The sequence below is a fragment of the Mesorhizobium sp. M1399 genome (genome assembly GCF_040317735.1).
Classification (GTDB): Bacteria; Pseudomonadota; Alphaproteobacteria; order Rhizobiales; family Rhizobiaceae; genus Mesorhizobium.
The window spans coordinates 251,017-269,200 of record NZ_JAMYKZ010000007.1 but is presented as its reverse complement, the minus strand read 5'-3'; the positions used below and the strand labels follow the sequence as shown (position 1 = coordinate 269,200).

At 62.0% G+C, this 18,184-nt stretch carries 20 protein-coding genes and 2 pseudogenes; 11 read left to right on the top strand and 11 right to left on the bottom strand.

The window, feature by feature from the left end; genetic code table 11:
- Positions 1 to 20 precede the first annotated feature (20 nt).
- Complete coding sequence (locus NKH05_RS14595) at positions 21 to 746, top strand: 3-keto-5-aminohexanoate cleavage protein (RefSeq protein WP_023720602.1); 726 nt, start codon at positions 21 to 23, stop codon at positions 744 to 746.
- Positions 747 to 953: 207 nt separating this feature from the next.
- Positions 954 to 2,000: an acyltransferase family protein gene (locus NKH05_RS14590; protein WP_352494439.1), complete on the top strand. Its 1,047-nt coding sequence runs from the start codon at positions 954 to 956 to the stop codon at positions 1,998 to 2,000.
- Positions 2,001 to 2,164: 164 nt separating this feature from the next.
- On the opposite strand, the gene NKH05_RS14585 is transcribed toward NKH05_RS14590, so the two are convergent.
- Together NKH05_RS14585 and NKH05_RS14580 are read right to left on the bottom strand one after the other, a co-directional pair.
- Positions 2,165 to 2,524 carry a hypothetical protein gene (locus tag NKH05_RS14585; RefSeq protein ID WP_353025595.1) on the bottom strand — a complete coding sequence of 120 codons (360 nt, stop codon included), beginning with the start codon at positions 2,522 to 2,524 and terminating at the stop codon, positions 2,165 to 2,167.
- On the bottom strand, positions 2,521 to 3,018 hold the full coding sequence (locus NKH05_RS14580) for a hypothetical protein (protein ID WP_353025594.1): 498 nt from the start codon (positions 3,016 to 3,018) through the stop codon (positions 2,521 to 2,523). Before NKH05_RS14580 ends, NKH05_RS14585 begins: the two co-directional genes overlap by 4 nt.
- A gap of 385 nt (positions 3,019 to 3,403) precedes the next feature.
- On the opposite strand from NKH05_RS14580, the gene NKH05_RS14575 reads away from it, so the two are divergent.
- From NKH05_RS14575 to NKH05_RS14550, 6 genes are all read left to right on the top strand, one after another.
- The gene (locus tag NKH05_RS14575; protein ID WP_023677254.1) at positions 3,404 to 3,907 is read left to right on the top strand and encodes an Lrp/AsnC family transcriptional regulator; all 504 of its coding nucleotides are present in this window, start codon (positions 3,404 to 3,406) and stop codon (positions 3,905 to 3,907) included.
- Positions 3,904 to 5,067 carry a saccharopine dehydrogenase family protein gene (locus NKH05_RS14570; protein WP_353025592.1) on the top strand — a complete coding sequence of 388 codons (1,164 nt, stop codon included), beginning with the start codon at positions 3,904 to 3,906 and terminating at the stop codon, positions 5,065 to 5,067. The genes NKH05_RS14575 and NKH05_RS14570 overlap by 4 nt, the downstream gene beginning before the upstream one ends.
- A 110-nt stretch (positions 5,068 to 5,177) precedes the next feature.
- Positions 5,178 to 5,966 carry an ABC transporter substrate-binding protein gene (locus NKH05_RS14565; protein ID WP_023720608.1) on the top strand — a complete coding sequence of 263 codons (789 nt, stop codon included), beginning with the start codon at positions 5,178 to 5,180 and terminating at the stop codon, positions 5,964 to 5,966.
- Positions 5,967 to 6,093: 127 nt separating this feature from the next.
- Positions 6,094 to 6,765, top strand: coding sequence for an amino acid ABC transporter permease (locus NKH05_RS14560; RefSeq protein WP_353025591.1), 672 nt, complete (start codon positions 6,094 to 6,096; stop codon positions 6,763 to 6,765).
- The gene (locus NKH05_RS14555) at positions 6,762 to 7,436 is read left to right on the top strand and encodes an amino acid ABC transporter permease (protein WP_023720610.1); all 675 of its coding nucleotides are present in this window, start codon (positions 6,762 to 6,764) and stop codon (positions 7,434 to 7,436) included. The genes NKH05_RS14560 and NKH05_RS14555 overlap by 4 nt, the downstream gene beginning before the upstream one ends.
- 29 nt (positions 7,437 to 7,465) lie before the next feature.
- On the top strand, positions 7,466 to 8,194 hold the full coding sequence (locus NKH05_RS14550) for an amino acid ABC transporter ATP-binding protein (protein ID WP_031194468.1): 729 nt from the start codon (positions 7,466 to 7,468) through the stop codon (positions 8,192 to 8,194).
- A gap of 143 nt (positions 8,195 to 8,337) precedes the next feature.
- On the opposite strand, the gene NKH05_RS14545 is transcribed toward NKH05_RS14550, so the two are convergent.
- Positions 8,338 to 8,760, bottom strand: a complete 423-nt coding sequence (locus NKH05_RS14545) for a hypothetical protein (protein ID WP_023720612.1) — start codon at positions 8,758 to 8,760, stop codon at positions 8,338 to 8,340.
- A gap of 302 nt (positions 8,761 to 9,062) precedes the next feature.
- Positions 9,063 to 9,278, bottom strand: a pseudogene (locus tag NKH05_RS14540) (Gfo/Idh/MocA family protein); the annotation flags it as partial.
- On the opposite strand from NKH05_RS14540, the pseudogene NKH05_RS14535 reads away from it, so the two are divergent.
- A pseudogene (locus NKH05_RS14535) lies at positions 9,252 to 9,448 on the top strand (polar amino acid ABC transporter ATP-binding protein); the annotation flags it as partial. The pseudogenes NKH05_RS14540 and NKH05_RS14535 sit on opposite strands and share 27 nt — an antisense overlap.
- A 24-nt stretch (positions 9,449 to 9,472) precedes the next feature.
- On the opposite strand, the gene NKH05_RS14530 reads toward NKH05_RS14535, so the two are convergent.
- On the bottom strand, positions 9,473 to 9,904 hold the full coding sequence (locus tag NKH05_RS14530) for a DUF6841 family protein (RefSeq protein ID WP_023720614.1): 432 nt from the start codon (positions 9,902 to 9,904) through the stop codon (positions 9,473 to 9,475).
- A 310-nt stretch (positions 9,905 to 10,214) separates the two neighbouring features.
- Entirely contained in the window at positions 10,215 to 10,691 is a 477-nt protein-coding gene (locus tag NKH05_RS14525; RefSeq protein WP_023720616.1) for a RidA family protein, read from the bottom strand.
- 183 nt (positions 10,692 to 10,874) lie between these two features.
- Between NKH05_RS14525 and NKH05_RS14520 the strand changes: the two genes are divergently transcribed.
- Complete coding sequence (locus NKH05_RS14520) at positions 10,875 to 11,573, top strand: TetR/AcrR family transcriptional regulator (protein ID WP_353025590.1); 699 nt, start codon at positions 10,875 to 10,877, stop codon at positions 11,571 to 11,573.
- A 103-nt stretch (positions 11,574 to 11,676) separates the two neighbouring features.
- On the opposite strand, the gene NKH05_RS14515 is transcribed toward NKH05_RS14520, so the two are convergent.
- The 4 genes from NKH05_RS14515 to NKH05_RS14500 all read right to left on the bottom strand — a co-directional run bounded on the left by NKH05_RS14515 (position 11,677) and on the right by NKH05_RS14500 (position 16,726).
- Entirely contained in the window at positions 11,677 to 12,735 is a 1,059-nt protein-coding gene (locus tag NKH05_RS14515) for a Gfo/Idh/MocA family protein (protein ID WP_352856410.1), read from the bottom strand.
- A gap of 55 nt (positions 12,736 to 12,790) precedes the next feature.
- A complete protein-coding gene (locus NKH05_RS14510) occupies positions 12,791 to 13,576 on the bottom strand; it encodes a ThuA domain-containing protein (protein ID WP_352855730.1) in 786 nt (261 codons plus the stop codon).
- A gap of 196 nt (positions 13,577 to 13,772) precedes the next feature.
- Positions 13,773 to 15,302, bottom strand: a complete 1,530-nt coding sequence (locus NKH05_RS14505; RefSeq protein ID WP_353025589.1) for a DUF2778 domain-containing protein — start codon at positions 15,300 to 15,302, stop codon at positions 13,773 to 13,775.
- A gap of 611 nt (positions 15,303 to 15,913) precedes the next feature.
- Positions 15,914 to 16,726: a class I SAM-dependent methyltransferase gene (locus tag NKH05_RS14500; RefSeq protein ID WP_353025624.1), complete on the bottom strand. Its 813-nt coding sequence runs from the start codon at positions 16,724 to 16,726 to the stop codon at positions 15,914 to 15,916.
- A 188-nt stretch (positions 16,727 to 16,914) separates the two neighbouring features.
- Between NKH05_RS14500 and NKH05_RS14495 the strand changes: the two genes are divergently transcribed.
- Positions 16,915 to 17,337 carry a hypothetical protein gene (locus NKH05_RS14495; RefSeq protein WP_352494450.1) on the top strand — a complete coding sequence of 141 codons (423 nt, stop codon included), beginning with the start codon at positions 16,915 to 16,917 and terminating at the stop codon, positions 17,335 to 17,337.
- A 198-nt stretch (positions 17,338 to 17,535) separates the two neighbouring features.
- Here NKH05_RS14495 and NKH05_RS14490 read toward each other — a convergent pair whose 3' ends face one another.
- On the bottom strand, positions 17,536 to 18,132 hold the full coding sequence (locus tag NKH05_RS14490) for a cation efflux transmembrane domain-containing protein (RefSeq protein WP_353025588.1): 597 nt from the start codon (positions 18,130 to 18,132) through the stop codon (positions 17,536 to 17,538).
- Between the last annotated feature and the right edge of the window lie 52 nt (positions 18,133 to 18,184).

The window sequence follows — 18,184 nt, the reverse complement described above, 5'->3', positions numbered from 1 at the left end:
GCAACCGGACTGCCCATAGCATGATTGTCCAGACCTGCATCAATGGCGCGCGCAGCGCCGATTTCCACCCCAACCTGCCGCTCGACGCGGAGGCCATGGCGCGCGACGGCGCCGCCTGCGTCGCCACCGGCGCGGCTGAGCTGCATGTCCATGCGCGCGGGCTGGACGGCCGCGAAAGCCTGGCTCCGGCGGCGATGGACCAGACTGTGCTAGCGCTTCGTCGCGCCTGCCCTGGAACGCTGATCGGCGTGTCGACCGGCGCCTGGATCGAGAATGACGACGAGCGGACGCTGGCCGCGATCGCCGCTTGGAGCGAGCTGCCCGACTATGCCTCGGTCAATCTGAGCGAAGACGCCGCGCCCGCCGTCATGGAGAGTCTGCGCCAGCGCGGCATCGGCATCGAGGCGGGGCTTGCCTCCGTCGCCGACGCCGAACGCCTGGTGAGCCTCGACCATGGCAAACGGGTGCTGCGCATCCTGCTCGAAATCTCCGAGCAGCCCTTGGACGCGGCGCTGGAGGTCAGTGACGATATCGCCGCCGTGCTCGACGGCGCCGGGATGCGCCGGGCGATCCTGCTGCACGGTGCCGACGCCACGGTCTGGCCTTTCGTGCACCGGGCGGCGGAACGCCGTTGGTCGACGCGCGTCGGGCTGGAAGACGGCAAGGAGCTTCCTGATGGAACAGTAGCACCCGGTAACGCCGCGCTGACAGCGGCAGCCGTCGCTATCTTCGAGACCAGCCGTTAGCGCGGGGAAACAGCCAATCTCCTCTTCACTGGGGAGATGCCAGGTTTTGACAGAGAGGCAGGCCAAAGTCGGGCGGGTCTAAAGTATAGCCGCGTGCTGGTGTCAGTAAAACTTATCTAAAACTTTACGCATTAATTAAACCAGCAATTAATCAGCACATCAACGACCCCGTGTGTTAATGCTCCCCGCACAGGGGACCATTTTTCGATGAACATCATTCCAGAGAATGATCACGCTGCGCCGCGCCGGGTTCAACAGTATACATCGGTACAGATCCTGCGGGGGCTAGCAGCCCTCATGGTTGTTATCTATCATCTTCCGGCCGCACTGGGCATGCTCGATCTGGGTATTCCCATCCTAAACAGTGGTGTCGATCTGTTTTTCGTCATCAGCGGTTTTGTCATGGTTCTCTCGACGGAGAACAGACGTCGCGACCATCGTGCTTTTTTGATGCAGCGCTTCACGCGCGTCGTTCCGTTCTATTGGGTTATGACCTTCGTCATGGTCGCCGCACTTTGGTTGTTTGCCGGTCGTGCAGTGTCTCTTGAGCAGCTCACCAATAGCCTGCTTTTCATTCCCTATCTCGACACTGTTACAGGTTATGTCCAACCAGTGCTTGGCGTGGGTTGGACGCTCAATCTGGAAATCCTGTTTTACATTCTGTTCGCGGCAACTATGGGTCTTGGCACCTTGACGCAAATGGCCATGGTCGGCGTTGTCTTTGCAATCGCCGTAGCGGCGCGCATCATCTTCAAACCCGCCGCCGATACTGTGCTGTTTTTCTATACCACGCCAATCCTGTTTGAGTTCCTTGCCGGCATGGCTCTCGGCCACCTGGTCGGCAGGCTGGCGCGTTCGCCTGCCGTCCTGGGTGTCTCGGCACTCGTGTTCGCCATCGTGTCCATGCTGGTGATGGGCCTTGGCTTCAACTTGCCGCGAACCCTTGCTCAGGGAATCCCGGCGTTGATCCTTGTCGCGGCTTGCATAAGCCTGGAAAGCTACTTCCGGCTTCTTGCTCCTCGCGTGCTGGCAAGGTTGGGTGATGCTTCCTACTCTCTCTATCTGACACATCCTATCGTGCTGCTTGCGACCGCTCCTGTCGTTGCAAGCGCCAATGTATCACCATGGCTCGCAGGCATGGTTATTGTCACCGCCTGCATTGCCGTCTCCCTGGCCAGCTATAGTTTTATTGAGAAGCCGCTTTTGGCGATATCTCGGATGAGCCTCTCCGCCTATCAGGTGAAGGCACAATAAGTTGCGGTTGCGCCTCGCAACGATTTTGCGACAACGACAGGCATAAAACAAGAAACTTAAAGCGCGTCGCAGGATCCGTTCAATGCGACGCGCTCTAGGTACAAAAATAGCCGCCCGGTTGGACCCGAAGCAGCTTGTTATGCACTTCGACAATGTGTCAGTGGCTACTTTGCAATCATGTAGGCATCGTCAGTGTAGAGTTTGCCAACTCCACCATAGTGGCCCACGCCAAACACGAATGACTGAGGTGTACCTGATCCGTCGGAATCCCGCCCGACCGGCCAGGTTGCGTTCGACGACGATTGCCAAAACACCCCGTCCAGATACCAATCGATGCCTACCCCTTCATAGAGATCCGCGCGCAGCTGAAACCAGCGCCCCTTCGGGGCGGGAACATCGTTAGCCGGATTGTGGACTCCGGCCGCCGCATTCTCCACATGCAGCATCACCACATCGTCAGTCGGATTGTCGGTCAGGTTGACCCACCATGTTGGGTCCTGCTTGAAAGGCGATTGCTCGGTCACCTTGAACTGGAAGATATTCGTCCAGCCGTTTCCCGCGTATTGGTAATCGGAGGAAATGAAAAACCACGCGACATAAGTTCCATCGATCCCTGACGGCGACACCGCCTGGAGCGGACGTCCGAAAGCGTCGTTCTTGGCCAGGCCGCCTGCAAAGAGCCACTCCTGTAGACTTTGGAGTGGGGCTTCCCGGCATTGATGGCAGCCAGCGTCGTTTCGAACTTTCCGAAGCTGTTGCCGCCGTGCGAGGATACATTCCCTGCGCCGGTCGAGACCAGGCCGCTGATAATTGCGTTCAGGCTGGGATCGGCTTCCGCCGGATTCTCCGCCTGGACGAAAGACCAGTCGGTATAGCACGAGGCTCCGGTGCAAGGCCCCTCCTCCCAGTCCGCTCGCCAGTAGGGCGCATTCTGGGCATATGCGGCGCCAGCTGGCGCCATGGCGGCGGTAATGGTGCAGATTGCCGTCAGCACCAACAGATGAGAAATCTTCTTCATGTCGATCTACCGTTCCTTTCTAAGCTATGGATTCCAGGCACCTCTTGCGCCACTTGCTTCTTTCACCCTCGAACACAGCGCGTCCCGAACGGCGCTGTACCGCCAACTCAAGCCGGCGGCGCTGAACCTTCAAAGGGTATCCGGAAAACAAAAAACCCGCCTCGGGAGGGCGGGTCGGCGGCGCGATTAGCACCATACCCAAATTAGTAGCATAGCTGCCGGCACAAAGCAAGAACAAAATGTGGCATCTGCGACGAAACTGCCGACAGGCACAGGGGCACCGCGGATGACGTGGCTCTTGCCGTTGTTAAAAATCTCTCATAAGGTATTTTCATATCAGAAAGAAAATCCGACCGTTTATTTCCTTTTATGAAAGCCTGAGCGTTTGCGGGAACATCTCGATCAGACCGACCGGCGACTGGTCAAGCTGCTGTCGCAGGATGCGCAGCTTGGCGTCAACCGCCTCGCGGAGAAGATGGCGATCTCGGTGCCGACGGTGCGCATGCGGCTGCGCAACCTGCTCGACCGCAACCTGCTCAAGATCGTCGGACTGCTTAACCTGACCGAACGCCCCGAGCTGATCTCGGCCATCGTCGGCATCAACGCGCAAGGGCGCGGCCGGGCGCGTGAACTGGCGCAGCGCATCTCCGAACTGCCTTTCGTGAACTCGGCCGCCGTCGTCACCGGACGCTTCGACATCATCGTCGACGTAACGGTGGCCGGCGATGTCGCCGATCTCTACCGCGTCACCAGCGAGCTGATCCCCGGCGCCGGTGAGCCGGGCGAAGTCGTGCGCAGCGAGACCTTCGTCGTCATGGCGTCCTGCAACAAATGGGTCAGCCTGCCTGAAGGCTGCTGGTCGGACGAGACGCGAAAGGAAATGGCATGAAGATCGCGGTTCTCGGCGGCCTCGGCCTGCAAGGCCGGGCGGCGATCGCCGATCTCGTTGCCAGCCACGGCGTCGAGCAAGTGGTCTGCCTCGACACCGCAACCGACGGCGCGGCGCGGCTTGGCGGCCTGACCGACCTTGCCCGGGTGCGTTTTGTCGTGCCGGAGGGCGCGATCGGTCCGGTGCTGGCCGATGTGATGAAGGACGTCGACGCGGTCATCGACCTGTTGCCGCAGCCGCTGATGCGCGAGGCGGTGCAGGCGGCGATCGCGACGCGCACGCCGCTGGTCACCACCAATTACGGCAAGGCCATCGCCGATCTCGCTCCCGAGGCCGAAAAGGCCGGCGTCTCGATCGTCACCGAATGCGGGCTCGACCCCGGCATCGACCTTGTGCTCTACGCGCGCGCCGCAAGCCAGTTCGACACCATCACCGCGATCGATTCCTATTGCGGCGGCATTCCCGAACCGAAGGCGGTGGTCGAGCCGCTCCGCTACAAGGTGAGCTGGAATTTCGACATGGTTCTGGTCAGCCAGAACCGCGACAGCGTGCTGGTCGAGGACGGCAACCGGGTCGATGTGCCGGCCGCCCGCCAGCACGACAATCGTTTCATCCACGATATCGAGATCGCCGGGCTGGGCAGGCTCGAGGCCTTCCCCAATGGTGACGCGCCGCATTATGCCGGCATGCTCGCCGCCGCCAAGGGGCTGCAGCGCTCCGGCCGCTATTCGCTGCGCTGGCCCGGCTGGTCGGCGTTCTGGGCGCCGCTGAAGCAGCTTGGCCTCCTGTCCGAGGACAAGGTACCCGGCACCGGCGTCAGCCCACGCGAATTCCTCGGCCGGCTGCTCGGTCCGCAACTGCAATACGGCGCCGACGAAAAGGACCTTTGCGTGATGCGCAACGTCTTTGTCGGCAGCGAAGGCGGCCGCCGCAAGACGGTGACCTCGGAGCTGGTCATCGAACGCGACCTCGCCTCCGGCCTGTTCGGCATGAGCCTTGGCGTCGGCTATCCCGCCAGTATCGTGGCGCAGATGCTGGCACGGCGCGAGATCGCCACGCCCGGCCTGCTCAACCCGCTGCTGCATGTGCCCGATGGCCGCTTCCTCGACGAGCTGGCCAGGCGCGGCATCAAGGTCGCCGAAACGGTGAGCTGGGATTGAAGATTTTCGAACGGTGGTTGCCGCCGGCAACGGCGCCGCCGCTCAAAAGGCGCCCCGATGGGGTGAAACAACAAGTGGAACAACAAACGACAACAAGGAGGAATGCCCAAATGAAGATTGCCAAGCTTTTCATCGCCGGACTTGCGCTCGCCGGCCTCACCGCTGCCGCCAGTGCCGGAACGCTCGACGAGATTACCAAGCGCGGTGAGTTGCGCGTCGCCGTGCAGACGCAGGGACCGCCCTTCTCGCTGGTCGGCGCCGCCGGCGAACGCACCGGCAGTTCGGTCGAACTCGCCGAACTGATGGCCAAGGAAATGGGCGTCAAGATCACCTTCCTCGACTTCGACTGGGACGGCCTGATCCCGGCGCTGCTGTCGGGCAAGGCCGATCTTCTGGTTGCCGACATGACGCCGACACTGGCGCGTGGCATGAAGGTCGCCTTCACCAAGCCTTACATGTACACGGGCAGCACCGTCTTCACCAAGGCTGGGACCGCCTTCAAGTCCACCGAGGACTGCAAGGCCAAGGGCACCAAGATCGCGGTGCTGCTCGGCGCCACCGGCGAGAAGGAAGCCAAGGCCGCCTTCCCCGATGCCGACATCAAGAGCTACAAGGGCGGCGGCCCGCTGCTGCTCGACGCCGTCAACAACGGCCAGGCCGATTGCGGCGTCAACGACGTCTCGGCGGTCAAGGGCCAGTCAACCGCTTATCCGGCCGGCAGCTTCATCATCATGCCGGACATGCTGTCGAAGGAGCCACTGGCCTTCGCCACGCGCTATGACGAGCAGGACCTGCTGACCTGGATGAACCTGTTCCTCGACCAGGTCAGCCTCGACGGCCGCCTGCAGAAGAACCTCGATTACTGGGTCAATTCCGACGCCTGGAAGAAGGATCACTGAGTAGAGGGAATAGGGAGTAGGGAGTAGGGAGTAGGGAGTAGGGAACGCTACTCGCTACTCGCTACTCGCTACTCGCTACTCGCTACTCGCTACTCGCCATTCACCAGTCACCAGTCACCGCCTCACCATGCTCGAAAACTTCAGCTTCCGCACCATCGTCGAATATCTGCCCCTGTTCGGGCAGGGCCTCGTCACGACCGTGTGGCTGTCTGTCCTCTCCTTTGCCGGCGCGCTCGCCGTCGGCATCGTACTCGCCGCGATGAACCTGCAGCGCGGCCGGCTGTTCCGCGTCCCGGCCAAGGCCTATATCGATGCAGTGCGCGCCACGCCGCTGCTGGCGCAGCTTTATTTCCTCTATTTCGGCCTGCCGCGGCTCGGCTTCGTCCTGCCCGAGCTCGTCGTCGGCATCCTGGCCCTGTCGCTGAACAGCGGCGCCTATATCGCCGAGATCATCCGCGCCGGCATCCTGTCGATCCCGCGCGGCCAGGTGGAGGCCGGCGTCGCTTCGGGCATGACCTATGTCCAGCGCATGCGCCTCGTCATCCTGCCGCAGGCGTTTAAGGTGACGATCCCGCCGCTGCTCGGCCAGGCGATCGTGCTGGTCAAGGATTCCGCGCTGTTGTCGCTGATCTCGGTCGCCGAACTGACGCGCGCCGGACAATTGCTCGCTTCCGACCGCTTCATGCCGGCCGAAGGTTTTCTCACCATCGCCGCCTTCTACCTGCTGCTCTATTACGGGCTGAAGGGACTGGCGGCACTCTCCGGGCGCTGGCTCGGCCTGGCGGGGGCACGGACATGATCTGGCAGCAACTGCAAAGCATCGCCGGCAGCTATCCCCTCGCCTTGCGCGGCCTCGGCATGACCGTGGTGCTGTCGTTGATCAGCCTGGTGCTGGGCACCTTGCTCGGCTTCGGCCTCGGCATCCTGCGCACAGGCGGCAACCGGCTGATCAGCAGCGCGATCGGCGGCTGGGTCGACCTGATCCGCGGCACTCCGTTCCTGGTGCAGATTTTCCTGATCTTCTTCATCCTGCCGGAACTCGGCATCGAGCTCGACGCCTTCACCGCCGGCATCATCGCGCTGACCAATCTGGCCGCCTGCTTCATCTGCGAGATCGTCGTCGCCGGCATCCGCTCGGTGCCGACCGGCCAGGTCGAGGCGGCGCTGGCGTCCGGCCTGTCGCGCTGGCAGCGCATGCGCCAGGTGGTGCTGCCGCAAGCGATGCGCATCGTGCTGCCGCCGCTGGTCGGGCAATATGTGCTGCTGATCAAGGATTCCTCGGTCGTTTCGGCCATCGGGCTCACCGATCTCACCCGCGTCGGGTGGCTGGTGGTGCAGCGTGTGCCGAACGGCCTGCTCGTCTTCTTCCTCGTCGGCGTCGGTTATTTCATCGTCTGCTACCCCCTGATCATGCTGGCCCGACGGCTGGAACAGCGCATGGGCGCAGCCCATGGCGAGGTGCAGCTATGACGAACCTCAGCAGCAAGAATGGTGCCGGCATGATCGAATTTCGCGGCGTCAACAAATGGTTCGGCCAGCTCAACGTGCTGAAGGATATTACGCTGAGCGTCGAGCCGCGCGAAGTGGTCGTCGTCTGCGGCCCGAGCGGCTCGGGCAAGAGCACCTTGATCCGCTGCATCAACGGGCTGGAGACGATCCGCGACGGCGACCTGACGGTCGACGGCCAGCGCCTCGGCGACCCCGCCACCAACATGACGCGACTGCGTACCGAGATCGGCTTCGTCTTCCAGTCGTTCAACCTCTATCCGCACAAGACGGCGCTCGAGAACGTCACCCTGGCGCCGATCCATGTCCGCAAGATCCCGCGGACTGAGGCCGAGAAGGCCGGGCGCGAGCTGCTCGCCAAGGTCGGCCTCGCCGACAAGGTCGATGCCTATCCGGCGCAGCTCTCAGGCGGCCAGCAGCAGCGCGTGGCGATCGCGCGCTGCCTCGGCATGCGCCCCAAGATCATGCTGTTCGACGAGCCGACCTCGGCGCTCGATCCCGAGATGATCTCAGAAGTGCTCGACGTCATGGTTGCGGTCGCCGAGGAAGGCATGACGATGATGGTGGTGACGCACGAGATGGGCTTTGCCCGCAAGGTCGCCCAGCGCGTCGTGTTCATGGACGCCGGCGCCATTGTCGAGAGCGGCACCCCGGACGAGTTCTTCTCCAACCCAAAGACCGACCGCAGCCGCGCCTTCCTGAGCAAGATCCTGCGGCATTAGGGTTCAAACTCAACTCAGTTGGCTGTCGTCGATGGCCGAGATGGATGGAAAGCGGCCCTTCGCTGGACGTTCCCTAATACGACAGATGCGCGCCGGGCTTCCTCTTAGGGCGGCCATTGCCGCACTTCCACCAGCCGCTTCCCTTATGCGGGCATCAAATCGATGACCCGCATGATCGCGACCGCACTGCTCGTGTTCTGGGTGCCTTCTGTCGTAGCGCCATTAGCGCAGGCCCAAACATCGCCCTTCTTGACTGTGAACTTTTGTTTGTTGTGAACGACCGAAAGTTCTCCCTCAGTCATGTGGCAGAGCATGTCGTTCTTCATCATGTTGTCAGCCGTCTTCGCTCCGGGCTGAATGACAACATCGCGCAGCTTCACCGTTGCATAGGCTGGTATGACCGACTTGCGCTCGCCAAGCGCTACAACTCTGACGCCGGGTGAGACCTCTTTGCCCTCATCGGGGCCGTAAGTCTGGGCGGCTGCTGGTGTCCCCCAAGCGATCAGAGGCGTTGCGGCCAGTGTAAGACCGAGTGCAAGTGTGGATCTACGATTGACGGCTTCCATTGTTTCCTCCCTGTTCAAAAGTTGGTCGGAAAGGCAGGCCAACAATCAACGATGGGCCGTTGCGGCGAAGAGTCAACTGACCTTCCGAGTTAGTTCAGTCTCGCTCGCGGCTAGCGAGTTTCACAAACCACTCGGGTCGCCGAGACGGAGAGGGGAAATTGCGCTGACCATGTCATTGCGTGCGACCTTGTCCCGACATCAAAGACATTTCGTTCTTGCGAAGGCCCTCGCTGCCAAAGACCCCTCTCCGGCCGCTTTGCGGCCACATCTCCCCCCGCTTGGCGGGGGCGAGGAAGCCAAACCTATTGCATATCGGCGTGGGTGCTCAATTCGGCCCTCTTCTCATCCGAGACGACGGCGAGGTCGAGGACCTTCTGCAATTCGGCAGCATGCCGGAACGACGGTTCGGCCTGGACGCCGTTGCGGACTGCATCGATGAAGCGCTGGTAGTTGGTGGGCACCGTTCCGGCGTCCAGAACTTGCCATTTAGCGTTCTCGACGTCTTCGCCGAGGAAGGCATGACCATGATGGTGGTGACGCACGGGATGGGCTTGCCCGCAAGGTCGCCCAGCGCGTCGTGTTCATGGACGCCGGCGCCATCGTCGAGAGCGGCACCCCGGACGAGTTCTTCTCCAACCCGAAGACCGACCGCAGCCGCGCTTTCCTGAGCAAGATCCTGCGGCATTAGGAGGGCATTAGGACAAAGCGGACCTCAGACGATGCCGTGCTTTCTCAACAGCGCCTGCTCGTCGTCTGATATCCAGCCGAAAACCTTCGGCTCCGCGTCCAATTTCTGCACGAGGTAGTGGACGTCAAAATCTATCGCCACCTTCGATTGATCCCTGCGGGCATAGGTTGCCGTCCAGGCGACATGGGCCACGCAATGATGTTCGTCTATCGGCGAGAGCCTGAGGTTGCGTATCCGCATTTCCTTCGTACCTATCGCGCGATAGTGCGCATAGCCTTGCGCCATGACCTGCTTGAGTTGCCCATCGTTCTTTCCAGTCATGACCCCGGCGGGCGAAGCCGCTATGAAGTCCGAAGCATACAGCGATGCGACTTCATCCATGTCCATGTCGCCGCCGAGGGACTGGTTGAAAAAGCGCTCATATCTCTCGAATAGCTTCCTTACGCTGGTTTCCATCATTTCATCTCCAGGTGAGGCTATGTTGGGTGGGAGCAGGAAACGCTCCGCCGATCTCCGACATCCGCAATGGCCTCAGCCATGATGACTTCGTCCCGGGGGTGGAGCAAGGAGCGAAGCGACGCGGCGCAGACCCTGGGATGACGAATGCGTGGTGCGACCCGATTGTGCACGACTTCGATGCCACCCTTGTCGCCGCAGACGCAACAAGCGAAGCCCTGTTGCTCGGCCCTCGTGATGGCGAGCGCGCGGCTGTCGGAGGCGCGCTCGACCCATTTCAATTTGGGCGATCGGAGCTATAGCCGCGCCCCTAGTCAAGCACGACCACGGCCTCCACCTCGAAGAGCATCGGGTCGATTGCAAGCTTGGGAACGGGAATTAGAGTCTGCGCCGGCAGCGCCTCGCCGAACATCTCCTTGACGTTCTTGGTCAAGACCCCAAGCTTGGACATATCGTGATCGACCACAAAGACCGTGAGCTTGGCGACCTGATCCGGCCTGGCACCGAGCGCATCGAGGGCGGTGCGCAAATTTGCGTAGGCCTGCGCAACCTGGACAGCGAAGTCGGGCGACAAGGCTCCCGTGCTGTCCTGGCCGCCCTGTCCGGAGATGTAGGCCAGCCGGGCTCCGCGGGGCGTGATCACCGCCGTGCTGTAGCCATTCGGCGATGGGTCATAGAGGTTTTGTGGATTGACGATGGTCAGCTTGAGATCATTCGCTGTGGCAGTGGAAACGCCCATGGTCATCACGATTAACCCTCCGATAAGCAGGCGCTTGGCGCGTGGCATGATTTTCTCTTGGCTCTGCCGACTGCGAGCAAGACACCCTCGCGGCCGGCATGATTGATATCGGCGATCGACTCGTACGCCGCACGAGCCAGTCGCATGGTACGTCGTACGAGTCAATCGTTCAGGATCGACATTCGTCGCGTTGCCGGTCAAAATCGACGGCCCGAACAGCGAGGAAGACGGATGGCAGCCAAACGTAGCGGCGCCCGGAGCACGCGATCTCAGCGGACAAGCGGGTCGCTCCAGCCCGTGCAGGAGCCGCGCAGTGAACCGCCTCTCTCGCGGGAACGTATCGTGGCGACCGCGGTAGAACTGCTGGACGCTCAAGGGGTCGACGGATTGACGATGCGTCGGCTGGCCGATCGCCTCGGCTCGGGCGTGATGAGCCTATATTGGCACGTCGACAACAAAGAGGATGTCTTTGATCTGGCGCTCGATTCGGTGCTCGAATATGGCGGACCGCCGCAACTGGTTGAGCCTCGAGACTGGCGCGGAGAAGTCGTCCATATGCTCGAAGACTGGCGCGCCAGCATGTTGCGCCATCCTTGGTCGGCATCGCTGTTGCCGCGCCGGGCGCTCGGCCCGAACATCCTCAGTCGCCTTGAACTGCTGAGCAAGACCTTGTCCAGGGCCGGTGTGGCGGACGCAGATCTGAACGTCGCGATATGGTCGCTGTGGAACTATGTGATGGGCGCCACCATCAGCCGGGCGAACTTCGACCTCTCGGACGACGGCAGAGCCGACACGCAGCAGCGCCTTACAGGGCTCAGCCAACGCTATCCGACGATCGAACGCTCTCGTCTGCTGTTGGATAACGATTGGGATGGTGCTTTCCGGAAAGGCCTCGGCTTCCTGCTCGATGGCCTCTCTCCAAGACAATGAACTCTGCTTTCAGAGCCGTGACTTCCTGCCGTGAATGGCCGAGATGCAAACTCGGTTTTGTTTTGACCCTGACCGCCCCCGCCCCGCCGCGAGGAACCCAGGCCTATTGCGCATCCGCGTGCGTGCTCAATTCAGCCCGCTTCTCATCCGAGACGACGGCGAGGTCGAGGACCTTCTGCAATTCGGCAGCATGCCGGAACGACGGTTCGGCCTGGACGCCGTTGCGCACTGCATCGACGAAGCGCTGGTAGTTGGTCTGCACCGTTCCGGCGTCCAGAACTTGCCATTTGGCGTTCTCGACGTCTTCGCCGATGCAGGCTTTCAGCTCTGAGCCGGTCAGATTGTGCACGACTTCGATGCCGCCCTTGTCGCCGTAGATGCGCAGACGGAGTTCGTTCAAATGGCCGGTCGCCCAGCGGCTGGCATGGACGACGCCGAAGGCGCCATTGCTGAAATCCAGCGACATCGTGAAACTGTCATTGGCGTCGAGCCCGTACTCGCCGATCCGGTTGCCGGGCGCCTTGTCGAAGGATCTCAGCCGGCAGAACACATGGTCGATATCGAGCGCCGCGCCATAGCTGGCGAAATCGAGGATGTGGATGCCGACGTCGCCCAGCACGCCATTGGAGCCGTGGCCGCGCGACAGCCGCCACAACCATTTCGGATCGGTGCGCCAGTCGCCCCAGAACTTGGACACCAGCCAGCTCTGCAGATAGGACGCCTCGACATGCCTGACCGTGCCGATCTCCCCGGCCAGCACCATGGCGCGCGCTCTCTGCAGCGGCGCGACGTTGCGATAGGTCAGGTTGACCATGTTGATGATGCCGGCCCGCTCGGCGGCATCGGCCATCTCACTGGCCTTCTCGAAGTTTTCGGCCAGCGGTTTCTCGCACAGCACCGGCTTGCCTGCCGCGATCAGCATCATGGTGGTCGGATGGTGGATGCGATCCGGCGTCACGTTCGCCACCGCGTCGAACTTGCCCCATGCCAGCGCCTCGTCCAGCGACGCGAACCGGTTGGGGATACCGTAGATGTCCGAAAACTTGTCGACACGCGTACGGTCGAGATCGACGGCGCCGATCAGTTCGACGCCCTCGATCTTGCCGAACTGCCTGGCGTGCTCCTCCGCCATCCAACCGGTGCCGAGTATCAAGAGGCGCATGATTCTTATCCTTAGGACAGGGCTTTATCTTCTTGTTCGACCATGGATTTGTGGTCTAGCGAAAGCCGGCTTCGCCGGCGGAATGAAGTTTTCCGCCGCGCTCGACGATCGGCTCGAGCGCCTTTTCCGCCGGCACGTTCGGCGCATCGAGGATGGCCGGATTGGAGCCGAGCGGGTTGTGCGCCCATCTCACCGCATTGCGCAGCACCTTGTGGACGGTGGCGTCGTGATAGGTCGGATAGGTCTCGTGGCCGGGCCTGAAATAGAAGATGTTGCCGGCGCCGCGGCGATAGGTCAGCCCCGACCGGAACACTTCGCCGCCCTGGAACCACGAGATGAACACGGTCTCGAGCGGCTCCGGCACGGCGAACTGCTCGCCATACATCTCCTCGTTCTCGAGCTCGAAATACTCGCCGATCCCGGCTGCGATCGGGTGGTTGGGGGTGGTCACCCAAAGCCGCTCGCGCTCGCCCGCCTCGCGCCATTTCAGCGTGCAGGGCGTGCCCATCAGCTTCTTGAAAATCTTCGAGAAATGGCCGGAATGGAGAACGATCAGCCCCATGCCCTCCCAGACGCGGCGCGCCACACGCTCGACCACTTCGTCGGCGACGGCGCCATGGTCCTTGTGCCCCCACCACAGCAAGACATCGGTCTCGGCCAGACGGTCGGCCGGCAGCCCATGCTCCGGCTGCTCCAGGGTTGCCCACGACACCGAAATCTCCGGGTCGAGCTTCAGCGCATTGGCAATCGTCGCGTGCATGCCCGCGGGATAGATGCCGGCGACCACCTCATTGGTCCGCTCATGGATATTCTCGCCCCAAACGACAGCGCGTATTGTCATGATGTCCTCTTGATTGTTTGAAGCTGGAGCCGCCCGACCGGTCAGTCATAATATCCCCGGCCGGGAATGAAAACCGTTTCGCGGCCGGCTGCTGACAATCTGTTGGAAATCGGGCGGGAAAGTCCACGCGGCAAAACCAGCGATGCCGGCGCTGTTCCCGCCGACATCTCACATGTTTGCGCTGCCTGCGAATAACCTAAGCGCCGCGGCCCTCTTGGGCGACGCGTGTCAGCGGCTTCGACAGCCGCGGCACCACGACAAGGCGCTTGATCTTGCCTTTCTTGTAGGCGGCGAGGAAGCGGGCATAGTCCTTGAAGACGACGCAGCCATTGGATTCGGCGCGGCCGCCGCGCAGCATGTAGGTGTGGGCGAGCAGGCCGTCGCGGCCATATTTGTTGCTGCCGCTGGCAGGGGTGAGACGCAGTGCCTCGACGCCGTGGAAGCGCGATTCCCGCAGCGTCAGATTGTAGATGTCGGGCGGCGTCGGACCGACATTCTTCTTGTGAACGTAGCGCGGCTGGTCGACCATCGAACCGTATCCCGAATGTGCCTCCAGCCGCGAGCCGTCGGGCATATAGACGGTCTTGGCCGAGATGTCGTAGACGGCCACGCCGCTGCCCATGCCAGGCGTGGTGAACAGGTTCCTGAAGGCCCCGCCGAGTCCGCCGGAAGGCATGTCGGGCTTGGCATAGGCCAGCATGTCGCCGCCCTGCGTCTTCGACCGTTTGCCCGGCTTGCCCGACACGGCCGGCACTGCCGCTTGTGACGAATTGCGAGGCGACAGGCTGCCGGGTTGCGTCTCGACCGGCGGAGCATCGGCCGTCTGGACCTTGCTCGCCCTGGATGCCTGGGTCTTCGATGCCTGGGCCTTGGATGCCTGGGGCGGCTCCGTTTTTGCTGCCTGATCCTTTGGCGTCCGGTCTTTCGGCGCCCGGTCTTTCGAGGCTTGAGTCTGGGGCGCCGGCTGATCGATGACCGCCCGCGGACGCAGCGTCGGCAGCGGAATGCTGTCGGGCATGTCGTCCTGCGGCGGCAGCGAGGCCAACTGGACCTCAGGTTCTTGCGGCTCTTGTGAAGCCGCGGGCTCGCTTGCCATGACGGCTGCCGGGAGCACGTCGATCATCTGCTCCGGCAACGTATTCGCCAGCGCCAGCGCCAGGCGCGACGAGCGTTCGATCTCCGCCACCGCCGGCCCGAAGCGCACCGATGGCGGGCCGTTCGGGTCGGGTATGCGTACCGGCTCGGCGAACCGGGCATCGGCCGGCAGGCTGGCGAGCATGACGGGTGAGCCGGAGGAGGCACGGGCAAAGGCAGCGGCAAGCTTTTGCGGCGACAGCGCGGCTTTGGCCACCACGTCGTCGAAGCTGGATTGCCGCGATGCATCGGCGACAAGCGGCACGGTATTGCGCTTGAGACGCGCCGATTTTCCCTGGTGAACGAAGTTCGACGCCGACCGCAGGCAGTTGGCATCGCATCCGTGCTGCAGCAACTGGGCCGACAGCGCTGCGTTTGCCGCGGCCCATGTCGGGGCCTGCGCCTTTGCAAGGCTGCGCCGAGGATCGGCGAGCGCGATGGTGCGCGGCGCGAGCAGGCTTTGCGGGAGACCGTTGGAAGCGGCGGTGAGCGAGGTTCCCATCGAATAAAGGCCGGCCAAGGTCGCCACCGACCATAAAGCAATGGCTGCGCCGACGGCCGGAACCGCGACCCAGCGCAGGCCGGGCCTCATCGAAGTCAATCCAGTTGCAGGACTGTCACCCCGGGTTTTCGCACTTACAAACGCCATTCAACCACTCTCAATCGGCCGTTGCCGGCTAGCGGATTTCGCAGCCGTGACATTCACAGTTCGCCTGGTGCCCCCAGCACACTTCGCGTCTGTTGCCGATTGATTCAAAAGATGGACAAAGTTGGTTAACCAATCCCTCTACCGACCGCCGATTGGGCGACGGTCACACCGAAAAACGCCCTCCAAAACCTGCATAGTTGGCAAAACTGCCCTCCAATGATGACTTTGCTGCCCGTTTTTGTCGGCCGAGTCAAGAAAGCGAAATGACTAGACCTTGCTGGGCGGAGTCGGCGACGGCTGCCAAAGTGAAGCCAGGCCGACCAGAATCGCGCCGCCGGCAGCCGCCGCCATCAAGCCCCGGCGATCGGTCGAACTGGCGATTATCGACCTGCCACTTGTCGACCTGCCACTCGGGCGAATGAACGATTAACGTCCGGGAATTCAGGATAGCGGCAAGACGTTTGCTGCTCAGCGCTGGAACGGAATATCCAGCACCTCAAGCAAATTCCAGGAAAAGTGTGAAACGGTTTTCCGCCCGGAAAACGATGAACCGTTCAGACCACAGCCATGATTATGTGAGCCTGGATTTTGGCAGCAACCCCGCCGCTGCCATGCCTGTCTGCAATCGCGGCTGCGGCGTAGTCGGTTGCAGCATCCAGTTTTCCCGCCTCCCTGGCCTCGATTTCGTTGCGAAGGAGAGTGCCCTGGCAATAAGCAACGGCCGGAAGGCGCGGCGAGGAGGCACGGCTTTGTTCGGCCCTCGTCTCGATCACCACACCGGAAAAACCTGCGTCCTCCAGTTCGCGGCGGATCAGTGCCGTATCGTGGTAGCCATGCGGCGTGCGGGCCAGAAAGCGCGGCGGATCGTTCGGAAAAATCCGCGCCAGAGCATTCGTCACATCGTCGGCAAATACATTCTCCTCGATGCGATCCCATACGCTGAATAGGAAATGTCCGCCAGGCTTCAGAACTCGCCGGGCTTCGCGGTAGGCAGATGAGCGGTTGGGAAAGAACATCGCACCGAACTGACAACAAACGAGATCGAAGGCCGCATTTTCAAACGGCAGCGCCAGAGCATCGGCCTGGCGCCATTCGATGCGATCGTCGGGAGCTTGCCGCGAAGCGGCGTAGTCGAGCATCGGCTGGTTGAGGTCGGTTACGACATAGCTTGCACCGGAGGACAGTTTTGGCGCCAATGCGCGGGTGACAACCCCGGTGCCCGCGGCGGTTTCCAGAACGACCTTGGGCGACAAGGACGCGGCCCGTCGTGCAAGATCTGCGGCGAACGGCTCGAAAATCAACGGCACCATATAGCGGTCGTAGTTTTCCGGAATCGAGCCAGCGAACACCTTGTCCGTTTCCAACATTGCTATCCCCCGCCGTCCGTTTGATGGCTCGTCAGCATAGCATGGAATTGTCTGTTTTTCGGTCGCATTCGACCGAGCGGCGGTTCGCTCATGGACCCTCCGAAACGGCGTTCTGCAGTTATCTGCAAATGTGCTAATATAGAGTGGCCATGCACATTGGTGCGCGGCCAACATAATGGGAGGACGCGATGAAAACCATAAATCGCAGGTCTGCAATTGCGCTCGGCGTGACGGCGGCCGCGGTAACGCCTTTGTTCACGCTGGCGGCAGCTGCAAAGGTCAAGAAATACGGCCCGAAGGAAGGCAAGGAAATAGCCCCCGGCGTCAGGGTAGTTGAGGTCGGCACCGGCAATTCCGATATCCCCGCCTACAAGAGCATCTCAATTGTCGATGTGGTCTTTCAGCCGGGAGCAGCCGCTCCCGCAATGGTAATGGACAACGACATGGTATGCACCATTGCCGCCGGTGAATTCACGGTCAAGAAAGCCGACAAGCAATTCAAGCTCAAGGAAGGTGACATGTATACCTGCTCCAAGGGCAAGACCGAGGCGGCAGCCAACACCAGCAAGGTGGTCGGCATCCACCGCATCGCCGTCTTGATACCTGCCTAGCGCATGCCAACCAAAACCGGCCCGCGTCCTCGTCCGGGACGCGGGCCTTTTTGATGATGTTCGTGGCGGTTTCTCTCTCGGTCCGCATTGCAAGTGTGCGTTTATATTAGAGATCACGCAAGTTTCTGGATGACTGCCGGCCGGTATGCGGCCTGCATTGGCGGATTAGCAATCCGGCAGCGCGCTGAGCGTTTGGCTTCACGAAACGGCTCGGTGCTCTTCCCGGGCAGCCTCCCAGACCTCGCGCGCCGCGTCTGCATTCAGTGCCGCGATTCCCAGCCCGACGATCAGATCCGGCCATGCCGAGCGCCATAGGAAGGCCGTCACCAGTCCGGCCAGTATGATCGCGATGTTGGCGACGGCGTCGTTGCGGGCCGAGAGGAATGCCGCCCTGGTAAGACTGCTGCTGTGGTGGCGGTAGCGCGCCAGCATGTAGGCGCATGACAGGTTGACCGCCAAGGCGCCCAACCCCGCCAGCGTCAGGGCCGTTGGCTGCGGCGGCACCGGCATGTTGAACTTTTCCCACGCGGTCCACAGCGTCGCCAGGCCCGGCACCAAAAGGATAAGTGCCAGCGCCATGCCGACCCGCGAGCGGGCACGCAGCGACCATCCCATGGCGAGCAGTATCAGGAGGTTGACCGAGGCATCTTCCAGGAAATCGACGCTGTCGGCGAACAGCGACACCGAGCCGATCGCCAGCGCCACGGCGAATTCAATGCCGAAATAACCGAGGTTCAGCAGCGCGACGACAAGCACCACCCGGCGAAGGCCGTCCGACGTAATGGCTTGCTGCATGGTCTGTCCCGATGTGATGGTGTTGATGTTATTGCTGGCCGCCCCGGCTCTC